Below are 12,029 nucleotides of genomic sequence, written 5' to 3' on the forward strand. Positions count from 1 at the left end.
GTCGGGGGGGGGGGGGGGGGGGGCGCGGGCCGCGCGGCTGGGCGCGCGGGGTTGGGCCGCCGGGGGGCCCCTTCGGGTCAGGTGCGGGGATCAGTGACCGCCCGCGTCGACCACCTCGACGTCGGCGACCTCGCGCTCGATCTCCTCGGCCGGCAGGGCGACCCGGATCGCCCAGTAGTAGATGCCGAGGGCGAACACCGCGACGATGCCCATGTCGTACCAGAGCGGGATCCGGCCGGTGCCGTCACCGAAGCCGCCCTGCCAGGAGATCAGGCCCAGGCCCAGCAGGTAGACCGGCAGCCACTGGGCGGCCTTCCAGTTCAGGCGCGGCGCGTTCGGCAGGCCCTTCTTGATCGCGTACGCCGCGTAGCTGCCGAGCAGCACGTAGCCGAGGACGATCGCGAGGCCCAGGCGGGACAGGATGTGCCAGCCGGACCAGTAGATGATCAGGCTCGCGACCACGAACGCGGCGGGCGAGATCACGCCGCCCAGCGGCAGCCGGTAGGAGCGCTCACGGTTGGGCAGACGGCGGCGCAGCGCGCCGAAGGCCAGCGGGGCGCCGGCGTACATCAGCACGCTGGCGGAGGTGATGAAGCCGACCAGTTCCTGCCAGCTCGGGAAGGGCAGGAAGCAGATCACACCGGTGACGAAGGACAGGATCAGGCCGAACCACGGCACGCCGTTCTTGTCCAGCTGCTCGAACTTCTGCGGGGCGTACCCGTTCTTGCTCAGGCCGTAGGAGATGCGCGAGGTGGAGGTGGTGTAGATCAGGCCGGTGCCACCGGGGGAGATGATCGCGTCGACCTTCAGGATCCAGGCCAGCCAGCCGAGGCCGACCAGGGTCGCCAGACCGGCGAAGGGGCCGTCGATGCCGGGGAAGTCGAGCTTGTCCCAGCCGTTGGCGAAGGCGCTGACCGGCAGGGCGCCGATGAAGACCACCTGCAGCAGGGTGTAGATCAGGGTGCCGATGGCGACCGAGCCGAGCACGGCGCGGGGGATGTCGCGCTTGGGGTTGCGGCTCTCACCGGCGATCTGGATCGCCTGCTCGAAGCCGAGCAGCGCGAAGATGATGCCGCTGGAGCTGATCGCGGCCAGCACGCCCTTGGCGCCGAACGGCGCGAAGCCGTGCGAGGTGAAGTTGGAGCTGTGGAAGCTCGTGATCGCCAGGACGAAGATCGTGAACAGCGGGACGAAGATCTTCAGCCAGGTGGTGACCGTGTTGGTCCGGGCCAGGGCCTTCACACCGAGGAAGTTCACCGCGACGAACACGGCCATCAGCAGGGTGGCGACGATGAACCCGGTGGTGGTGAGGGTGTTGTCGGCGTTCAGCAGTCCGGAGGCCCCTGGGAGGTCCTTGCCGTAGCCGATCATCGCCTCGACCTCGATCGGCGCGACGGTGGCCGCCTGCAGCCAGGAGAACCAGCCGAAGCTCATGCCGGCGAGGCCGCCGAAGGCGTAGTGCGGGTAGCGCGCGGTACCGCCGGCGACGGGGAACAGGCCGCCGAGTTCGGCGTGCACCAGGGCGAGGAGCACGATGGCGACCGCGCCGATGCCCCAGGAGATGACGGCCGCAGGGCCGGCGGCGACCACGCCGTTCTTCGCTCCGTAGAGCCAGCCGGACCCGATGATCGATCCGACGGAGGCCCACATGAGGCCGATGAGACCGATCTGGCGCTTGAGCGACCGGTGGGTGGTTCCGGAGTCGGAACCGGTGCTCTGGCCGGGCGGCGAGATCTGGTTGAGGGAAGCCATTGGCGATCTCTCTGTGTGTGGGGGCTCCGGGATGCGCTCGGAGCGCGGAGAGTTGCCACACAGTAGGGCTATTCATAGACCTCTGCACAGATTTCATTACTGAATGTTTACTTTCTTTGCCGGATATCCGCCCTGGTAGGAGGCATTCTGTTCAGTCGTCTGTTACGTTACCTGTGGGTAAGCCCAGGATTTGAGCAGTGATTGAGCTTCGCGCCGGGGGTGTGCAATATTGACATCCCCGGTGATTCATGAAAATGGCAATCACTGCATAGTGATGCACCCGGGGTCGCCCGGGGTGCGCCGACGGCATGACACAGCCGCGGTGAGCGGGCCGGCTGGGCCGGTCCGGTCACCGCGGCTGCGGTGTGCGTGCGGGGTGGGTCAGCCGGTCGCCTCCCGGTCGGCCAGCCAGGCCGCGGTGAGCTCCCAGACCCGGCGCAGGGCATCGGGCTGGGCCATGTCCTCGTGGCGGCAGTCCAACGGGTGATCGGTGAGTTCGCCGGTGATGTGCGGCGTCCAGACGTCCCGGTGCGGGACGTCGCGCCCGCGGTCGTCCCGGGCCGAGACCAGCAGCGCGTCACCGTCGAAGCGGCGCGGGCGGTGCGCCCGCAGCAGACGGAAGTTGTTCGCGATCACCCGGGAGGCGGTGGCGAGTTCCTCGGCCGTCAGCTCGATCGACAGCGTGCTCTGGTCGATGAGTTCCTCGAAGCCCTCCGGCTCCGCCCGCCCGGCGTCCTCGGGGGCCCCGGCCGGGCGGGTCGGCAGGTGGGCGTCCAGCAGCACCAGGGCGGCCACCTGCTCACCCTGATCACGCAGTTGGGCGGCGATCTCCTGGGCGACCACACCGCCGAAGGACCAGCCCAGCAGGTGGTAGGGGCCGGCGGGCTGGACGCTGCGCATCCGTTCGACGTACTGCGCGGCCATCTCCGTTATGGATCCCGGCAGTTCGGTGTGGAGGTCCGGGCCGTCCGAGCCGTGGCCGGTCGTGCCGTGGCCGTCCGAGCCGTCCCGGCCGTCCGGCCCGTCCAGTCCGGCGGCCTGGAGGCCGTAGAGCGGGTAGTCCGCCGGAAGGTACCTGGCCAGCGGCGAGTAGCACCAGCTCGGGCCGCCGACCGGGTGGACGCAGAAGAACGGCTCCCGGCTGCCGGTCGTGCGCAGCGGCAGCAGCACGCCCAGGGCCTCGCGGGTGTCCGGCAGGCCGAGCCGCTCGGCCAGCCCGGCCACGGTCGGCGCGGTGAACAGCGTCTGGATCCCCACCTCGACACCGAGGACCGCGCGGATCCGGCTGACCAGGCGTGCGGCCGTCAGCGAGTGCCCGCCGAGCTCGAAGAAACCGTCGTCCACCCCCACCCTCGGCAGCTCCAGCACCTCGGCGAAGATGCCGCAGAGGATCTCCTCCTGCACCGTGCTCGGGGCGCGGCCGGCCGTCGTCGCGCCGTACGCCGGTGACGGCAGGGCGCGGCGGTCGAGCTTGCCGTTGACGGTGAGGGGCAGGGCGTCCAGGAGCAGCACCGCAGAGGGCACCATGTAGTCCGGCAGCCGGTCGGCGAGGAACTGCCGGAGCTCAACGGGCAGATCGGTGCCGTCGTCCGCCGGGACCGTGTAGGCGACCAGGCGCCGGTCGCCCGGGATGTCCTCGCGGACCAGGACGGCCGCCTGGGAGACCCGGGGGTGGGAGGCGACCGTGGTCTCGATCTCCCCGAGTTCGATGCGGAAGCCGCGGATCTTGACCTGGTCGTCGGTGCGGCCGACGAACTCCAGTTCTCCGTCGGCGGTCCAGCGGACGATGTCGCCGGTGCGGTACATGCGGCGGCCGGGTTCGCCGTAGGGGCAGGCCACGAAGCGTTCGGCGGTCAGACCGGGGCGGCCGAGGTAGCCGCGGGCCAGGTTGGCGCCCGCCAGGTACAGCTCGCCGGCCACGCCCGGCGGCACCGGGCGCAGTGCGGCGTCGAGCACGTAGACCCGGGAGTTGCCCAGCGGGCGGCCGATCGACGAGGTGGCCTCGCCGGACGCCCCGGAGGCCCGGGTCGTCGACGGGCTCGCCGCACTGCCACGGGAGTTGACGGGCTTGCCGGTGACCCAGACGGTGGCCTCGGTGGGGCCGTACATGTTGACCGTGGCGGGCGCCCGCTCGCCCAGCCGGCGGAACCAGCCGTCCAGGCGGCTCACGTCCAGGGCCTCGCCGCCGAGCACCAGGGTACGCAGCGGGGGCCGGTGCGGCTCGGCGTCGCCCTCGATGGTGGCCGTCCGGGCTGCGTCCTCGGTGTCCTCCGCCGTGACCTGGGTCAACTGGTAGAAGGCGGAAGGGGTTTGGTTGAGGACGGTGACCTGCTCGCGGATCAGGAGGTCCAGGAAGTCCTGCGGCGAGCGGGAGGTCTCGAACGGGACGACGACCAGCCGGCCGCCGTGCAACAGCGCGCCCCACAGCTCCCAGACGGAGAAGTCGAAGGCGTAGGAGTGGAACCAGGTCCAGACGTCGTCCGGGCCGAAGTCGAACCAGCGGGCGGTGCCGGCCACCAGGAAGGCCACGTTCTGCTGCGGGACCACCACGCCCTTGGGGCGGCCGGTGGAGCCCGAGGTGTAGATCACGTACGCCGGGTGGGAGGGCAGCAGCGGTGCCCGGCGGTCGGCGTCCGACAGGTCGCCGTCCGCCAGAGCGGCCAGCCGCTGCCCGGTCGCCGGCTCGTCCAGCAGGACCACCGGCACGCCGCTGCCCGGTACGGCCCCGGCCGTCGCCGTGGACGCCAGCACCACGGCGGGAGCCGCCTCGCCGACCACGTAGGCGATGCGGTCGGCGGGGTAGTCGGGGTCGATGGGCAGGTAGGCGCCGCCGGCCTTGAGGACGGCGAGCAGGGCGACCACCAGGTCGGCGGAGCGTTCCAGACAGACCGCGACCAGCGACTCCGGTCCGACGCCGAGGTCGACCAGCAGACGGGCCAGCCGGTTGGCTCGGGCGTTCAACTCGCCGTAGCTGAGGCGCTGTGCGCCGAAGATCACGGCTTCGGCCTGTGGGTGGTGGGCTGCCTGGGTCTGGAAGAGCTGCGGCAGGGTGGTCGGGGTCGTCGGCTGGGCGGTGTCGTTCCAGGTGGTGAGGATCCGGTGGCGTTCCTCGGTGGCGAGAACGTCGACGGTGCTGATCGGGGCCTCGGGGTCGGTGGTGAGGGCGGTCAGCACCCGGATCCAGCGTTCGCCGAGGAGTTCGATCGACTTCTGGTCGAAGAGGTCGGTGGCGTAGGTGATGCGGGTGGCGAGACCGGCGGGGTTTCCGGTGGGGTCGTGGTGTTCGCTGATGTCGAGTTGGAGGTCGAACTTGGCGGCGGGGGCGCCGGTGGGCAGGGAGGTGGTGGTGAGGCCGGGGAGGTCGAGGGTGGCGGTGGCGTTGTTCTGGAGGGCGAGCATGACCTGGAAGAGGGGGTGTCGGGCCATGGAGCGGGTGGGGGCGAGTTCTTCGACGAGGCGTTCGAAGGGGATGTCCTGGTGGGCGTAGGCGGTGAGGCCGGTGTCGCGGACGCGGGCGAGTGCCTGGGTGAAGGTGGGGTTGCCGGTGAGGTCGGTGCGGAGGACGAGGGTGTTGACGAAGAGGCCGACGAGGTCGTCGAGGTTGTCGTCGGTGCGTCCGGCGATGGGTGTGCCGATCGGGATGTCCTGCCCGGCGCCGAGGTGGGAGAGGAGGGTGGCGAGGGCGGTCTGGAGGACCATGAAGAGGGTGGCACCGTTGGCGCGGGCGGTGTGGGTGAGGGCGGCGTGGAGGTCGGCGGGGACGGTGAGATCGACGAGCGCGCCGTGCTGGGTGGCGATGGCGGGGCGGGGGTGGTCGAAGGGCAGGGCGAGTTCGGCGGGGGAGCCGTCCAGCGCCGTTCGCCAGTAGGCGAGTTGGTGGGTGAGGAGACTGTCGGGGTGGTGGTGGTCGCCGAGGAGGTCGCGTTGCCAGAGGGTGTAGTCGGCGTACTGGACCGGCAGGGGTGACCAGTCGGGGGCGTGGCCGGTGAGGCGTGCGGTGTAGGCGGCGGTGAGGTCCCGGGCGAGCGGGCCGAAGGACCAGCCGTCCCCCGCCGTGTGGTGGACCGTCAGCGCGAGGACGTGGTCCTGCGGTGCGAGGGTGAACAGCTCGGCCTTGAGGGGGAGTTCGGTCGCGAGGTCGAAGGTGTGGCCGGTGATGCGCTCCAGCGCCGTGGCCAGCTCCGGCTCGGTGGTCTCGGTGACGGTGAGCCGGAAGGTGAACTCGTCCTGGGCAAGGATGCGTTGGTGGGGTCGGCCGTCGACGGACGGGAGGAGGGTGCGCAGTGCTTCGTGGCGGGTGATCAGGTCGCGGAGTGCTTCCTGGAGGGCGTCGTGGTCGAGGGTGCCGGTGAGGCGGAGGGCGGTGGGGATGTTGTAGGCGGCGCTGGGGCCGGTCAGTTCGCCGAGGAACCAGAGGCGTTGTTGGGCGAAGGAGAGGGGGAGGGGTCGGGGTCGTTCGGTGGGGGTGATCGGTGGGCGTGTTCCGGTGGTGGTGGTGTCGATTCGTTGGGCGAGGGTGGCGGGGGTGGGGGCTTCGAAGAGGGTGCGGAGGGGGAGTTCGGTGCCGAGGGTGGTGCGGATGCGGCTGGTGAGGCGGGTGGCGAGGAGGGAGTGTCCGCCGAGGTCGAAGAAGCTGTCCTCGACGCCGACCGAGGGCAGGCCGAGGACTTCGGCGAAGACGGTGCAGAGCAGTTCTTCGCGCAGGGTGGCGGGTGCGCGGCCGGCGCCGGTGGAGTAGGTGGGGACCGGCAGGGCCCGGCGGTCGAGCTTGCCGTTGACGGTCAGGGGGAGGGCCGCCAGGACCAGTGTCGCCGAGGGCACGAGGTACTCGGGCAGTCGCTCGGCGGCGTACTGCCTTACCTGGGCGGCGAGTTCGTCGCCGCCGTGGCCGGCTTCGTCGGTGTCGGGGGTGGGGACGAGGTAGGCGACGAGGCGCTTGTCGCCGGGGGTGTCCTCGCGGACGAGGACGGCGGCCTGGGCGACGGCGGGGTGGGCGGCGAGGACGGCCTGGATCTCGCCGGGTTCGATGCGGAAGCCGCGGATCTTGACCTGGTCGTCGGTGCGGCCGACGAACTCCAGTTCTCCGTCGGTGGTCCAGCGGACGATGTCGCCGGTGCGGTACATGCGGTCGCCGGGCGCGCCGAAGGGGCAGGCGACGAAGCGTTCGGCGGTCAGGGCGGGGCGGCCGAGGTAGCCCCGGGCCAGGCCGGTGCCGGCGATGTACAGCTCACCGGCCACGCGCGGCGGCACCGGACGCAGCGCGGCGTCCAGGACGAAGACCCGCGTGTTGTCCAGTGGGCGGCCGATCGGCGGGATCGCCCGTGGCAGCGGTGCGGCGGGGAGCCGGTGTCCGGTGGCGTAGGTGGTGGCCTCCGTCGGCCCGTAGACGTGCGACACCACGGTGTCCGGGCAAGCCGCCAGTACCGCCGCCATCGCGGCCGGTGAGGCCGCCTCGCCGCCGGTCAGCAGTTCGCCCAGGCCCGCCAAGGCCTCCGGCTCGTCCTCGGCCAGCAGGTTGAACAGGGCGGTGGTGAAGAACGCGCCGGTCACCCGCTGCTCGGTGAGTACGGACCGGAACACCGCCGGGTCCGTCTCGCCGACGGGCGCGAGCACCACCGTGCCGCCGGACAGCAGCGGCACCCACAGTTCGTAGGTGGAGCCGTCGAAGGCGAGCGGCGAGTGCAGGAGGACCCGGCGGTGCGCGGCCGGGTGGAACATCCGGTCGGCGGCGAGGGCCGCGACGTTGCGGTGCGTCGCCATGACGCCCTTCGGGATGCCGGTCGAGCCGGAGGTGTACATCGCGTAGGCCACCTGGTCCGGGTGGACCGGGACGGCCGGCGCGGTGTCGGGGAACGCCGCCACCGCCTCCGGGTCCGTGCTCAACAGGACGGCACCGTCGGGAAGTTCGATGTCCCGGCCGAGAAGGCCGTCGGACAGCACCACCCGGGCCGAGCTCTCCCGGAGGATCTGCTGGATCCGCGCCGCTGGGTACCGGGTGTCGAGCGGGATGTAGCTGCCGCCGGCCTTGAGCACGCCCAGGATCGCGACGACCAGGTCCAGGGACCGCTCGCCGAGCAGTACCACCCGGCTCTCCGGCCCGATGCCGGCGGCGATCAGGCGATGGGCGAGGCGGTTGCTGCGGGCGTCGAGGTCGGCGTAGCTGAGCTGCCGGTCGGCGTGGACGAGGGCGGTGGCGTCGGGGGTGCGGGCCGCCTGCGCCGCGAAGAGGGCGGTGAGCGGCTGGGTGGGGTCGTCGGTGGAGGTGTCGTTCCAGGCGGTCAGGAGGTGACGGCGGTCGTCGGGGGTGAGCAGGTCGACGGAGTGGACCGGGGCGGTGGGGTCGGCGGCGAAGGTGGCGAGGAGGTGAACCCAGTGACGGCCGAGGAGTTCGATCGACTTCTGGTCGAAGAGGTCGGTGGCGTAGGTGATGCGGGTGGCGAGGCCGGCGGGGTTTCCGGTGGGGTCGTGGTGTTCGCTGATGTCGAGTTGGAGGTCGAACTTGGCGGCGGGGGCGCCGGTGGGCAGGGAGGTGGTGGTGAGGCCGGGGAGGTCGAGGGTGGCGGTGGCGTTGTTCTGGAGGGCGAGCATGACCTGGAAGAGGGGGTGTCGGGCCATGGAGCGGGTGGGGGCGAGTTCTTCGACGAGGCGTTCGAAGGGGATGTCCTGGTGGGCGTAGGCGGTGAGGCCGGTGTCGCGGACGCGGGCGAGTGCCTGGGTGAAGGTGGGGTTGCCGGTGAGGTCGGTGCGGAGGACGAGGGTGTTGACGAAGAGGCCGACGAGGTTGTCGAGGTTGTCGTCGGTGCGTCCGGCGATGGGTGTGCCGATCGGGATGTCGTGTCCGGCGCCGAGGTGGGAGAGGAGGGTGGCGAGGGCGGTCTGGAGGACCATGAAGAGGGTGGCACCGTTGGCGCGGGCGGTGTGGGTGAGGGCGGCGTGGAGGTCGGCGGGGACGGTGAGGTCGACGAGCGCGCCGTGCTGGGTGGCGATGGCGGGGCGGGGGTGGTCGTAGGGCAGGGGCAGGTCCTCCGGCAGGTCGGCCAGCGCTTCCTGCCAGTAGCTCAACTGCCGTGCCAGCAGGGCTTCGGAGTCGTTATCGGATCCCAGCAGCTCGCGTTGCCAGAGGGTGTAGTCGGCGTACTGGACCGGCAGGGGTGACCAGTCGGGGGCGTGGCCGGTGAGGCGTGCGGTGTAGGCGGTGGTGAGGTCGCGGCCGAGGGGTGCGAGGGACCAGCCGTCGGCGGCGATGTGGTGGATGGTGACGGTGAGGACGTGGTCGTCGGGTGCGAGGGTGATGAGGTGGGCGCGGAGGGGGAGTTCGGTGGTGAGGTCGAAGGGGCGGGTGGTGGTGTGGGTGATGGCGTGCGGGAGGTCGTCGGGTGTGTCGAGTTCGGTGACGAGCAGCTCGAAGGTGAGTTCCTGAGGTGTGAGCACCCGCTGGCGGGGGTCGCCGTTCCCGGTGGGGAAGACGGTGCGCAGGGATTCGTGCCGGGTGATCAGGTCGATCAGGGCGGCCTGGAGGGCGTTCCGGTCGAGGGTGCCGGTGAGGCGGAGGGCGATGGGGATGTTGTAGGTGGCGCTGGGACCGGTCAACTGACCGAGGAACCAGAGGCGTTGCTGGGCGAAGGAGAGGGGCAGTCGCTCGGGCCGCTCGGTGACGGTGATCGCCGGGCGTGCGGCTCGGCCGCTGTCCAGGTGACGTGCCAGTCCGGCGGGCGTGGGCCGCTCGAAGAGGGTGCGGATCCCGAGTTCGATGCCGAGGGTGGTGCGGATGCGGCTGACGAGGCGGGTGGCGAGGAGGGAGTGTCCGCCGAGGTCGAAGAAGCTGTCGGTGGGGGTGACGTGGGGGAGGTCGAGGACCTGGGCGAAGACGGCGCAGAGCACTTCTTCGTGTGGGGTGGTGGGGGTGCGGTCGGTGCGGTTCGTGGTGTGGGTGGGGGCGGGCAGGGCGCGTTGGTCGAGTTTGCCGTTGACGGTGACGGGCAGCGCGTCGAGGACCACGACCGCTGACGGAACCATGTAGTCGGGCAGCCGCTCGGCGGCGTGTGCGCGGACCCGGGCGGCGAGTTCGTCGTCATCGCGGTGGTCGGTGGCGGTGGGGACGAGGTAGGCGACGAGGCGCTTGTCGCCGGGGGTGTCCTCGCGGGCGATGACGGCGGCCTGGGCGACGGCCGGGTGGGTGGCCAGGGCGGCCTGGATCTCGCCGAGTTCGATCCGGAAGCCGCGGAGCTTGACCTGTTCGTCGGCACGGCCGGCGAAGACGAGTCGGCCGTCCTCCGTCCAGTGGGCGAGGTCGCCGGTGCGGTACATGCGGCGGCCGGGTTCGCCGAACGGGCAGGCGGTGAAGCGTTCGGCGGTGAGGCCGGGACGGTTGAGGTAGCCGCGGGCCAACTGGGCGCCTGCCAGGTAGAGTTCGCCGTCCACGCCCGGTGGGACCGGTTCCAGTCGCGCGTTCAGCACGTACACCCGGGTGTTGGGCAGCGGCCGCCCGATCGGGGCTGCGACGGCACCGGAGAGGGCGTCGCTCATCACCGAACCGACGGTGTTCTCGGTCGGGCCGTAGCCGTTGATCATCGTGCGGCCGACCGACCAGCGTTCCACCAGGTGCGGCGGGCAGGATTCGCCGGCCGTCACCAGGGTCATGCCGTCCGGCAGTGCGCCCTCCGGAAGTTCGGCCAGCGCGGCCGGTGGCAGCACCGCGTGCGTCACCCCGTGCTCGGACAGGATCTCGGCCAGCTCCTTGGCGGACAGCAGTCGCTCCTTCGGCGCCGCGACCAGGCAGGCGCCGGAGAGCAGGGCGGTGTAGATCTCCCAGGCCGCCCCGTCGAAGCTGGGCGACGCGAACTGCGGCACCCGGGAGTCGGGGCCGATCCCGAACTTGGCGATCTGCCCGAGGGCGAAGTTCACGATGGCGCGGTGGGGGATGGTGACGCCCTTGGGGCGGCCGGTCGAGCCGGAGGTGTAGATGACGTAGGCGGCGTGGTCGGGGTGGACGGTCAGTGGGGGTTCGGTGTTCGGCTGGTCGGTGAGGTCGGTGAGGTCGAGGTGGATGGTCCGAACTTGCGTGGTGGATACGGCGGTTGTGCTGGTGGTGAGGAGGAGGGCGGGCTGGGCGTCGTCGAGCATGGTGGTGACGCGGTCGTCGGGGTGGGAGGGGTCGATGGGGAGGTAGGCGGCGCCGGCCTTGAGGACGGCGAGGAGGGCGACGACGAGTTCGGTGGAACGGTCGAGGCGGAGGGCGACGAGTGACCCGGGCGTGACGCCGTGGTGGATGAGGTGGTGGGCCAACTGGTTGGCGTGGGTGTGGAGTTGGGTGTAGGTGAGCTGCTGGTCTTCGAAGACGAGGGCGGTGTGGTCGGGGGTGCGGGTGGCCTGTTCGGTGAGGAGGTGGGTGAGTGTGGTGTGGGGGGTGGGGGTGGTGGTGTCGTTCCAGGTGGTGAGGAGGGTGTGGCGGAGTTCGGGGGTGAGGACGGGGATGTCGGCGAGGGGGGTGTGGGGGTCGGTCTCGAGGGCGGTGACGATGTTCTCGGTGGCCGTGAGCAGCAGGCCGCGGATGAGTTCGGGGTCGATGGAGGCGTCGCACTGGACGGTGAACGCGAACCCGCTGCCGAAGTCGTCGATCGAGACTCCGAGCGGATAGGTGGTGCGCTCCTGAGTGAAGACCAGCTCGATGCCGTCGAGTTCGTCCTCGATGTTCGCCTCGTCGATCGGCGTGTGGCGGTAGTTGAGGACGGTGGTGAAGAGCGGGGTGTTCGGCGGGAGGGGGCCGGCCTGCTGGGCGACCGCGAGGGGGGTGTGCTCGTGTTCGAGGTGGTCGGCGAGGTGGCGGTGTGTGGTGTGGAGGGCGGTGAGGGCGTCCTGGTTGCGGGTGTCGATGCGGATCGGGAGGGTGTTGATGTGGAGGCCGAGGGTGTTGCGGGGGGAGCCGGTGGTGTGACGGCCGAGGAGGATCGTGCCGAACACGGTGTCGGGGTGGCCCGTGAGGTGGCTGAGGGTGTGGGCGTAGGCGAGGTGGAAGAGGGCGGCGGGGGTGGTGCCGTGGTGGCGGGAGGTGGTGTGGATCCGGTGGGTGAGGGCGGGGTCCAGGGGGTGGTGGGTTTCGCGGGTGGTGGTCGGGTCGGTGGTGGTGAGGTTGTAGGGGGTGGTGGGTTGGGTCAGGCCGGCGAGGTGTTCGGTGAAGTACTGGCGGCTGTTGGTGGTGTGGTTGAGGGTGTGGGCGACGAAGTCGCGGTAGGGGTGGGTGGGGGGGAGTTGGTGGTGGGTGTGGGTGAGGTGGGCGC

At 71.2% G+C, this 12,029-nt stretch carries 2 protein-coding genes; both read right to left on the minus strand.

Features of this window, described 5'->3' with window-relative positions:
• Positions 1–90: 90 nt before the first annotated feature.
• Complete coding sequence (locus tag ACFV0O_RS25120; protein WP_380345479.1) at positions 91–1,752, minus strand: APC family permease; 1,662 nt, start codon at positions 1,750–1,752, stop codon at positions 91–93.
• A gap of 381 nt (positions 1,753–2,133) precedes the next feature.
• A partial coding sequence (locus ACFV0O_RS25125; protein ID WP_380345481.1) for an amino acid adenylation domain-containing protein occupies positions 2,134–12,029 on the minus strand: 9,896 nt, incomplete at its 5' end.

It is taken from the genome of Kitasatospora sp. NPDC059577, from assembly GCF_042735475.1.
Classification (GTDB): Bacteria; Actinomycetota; Actinomycetes; order Streptomycetales; family Streptomycetaceae; genus Kitasatospora.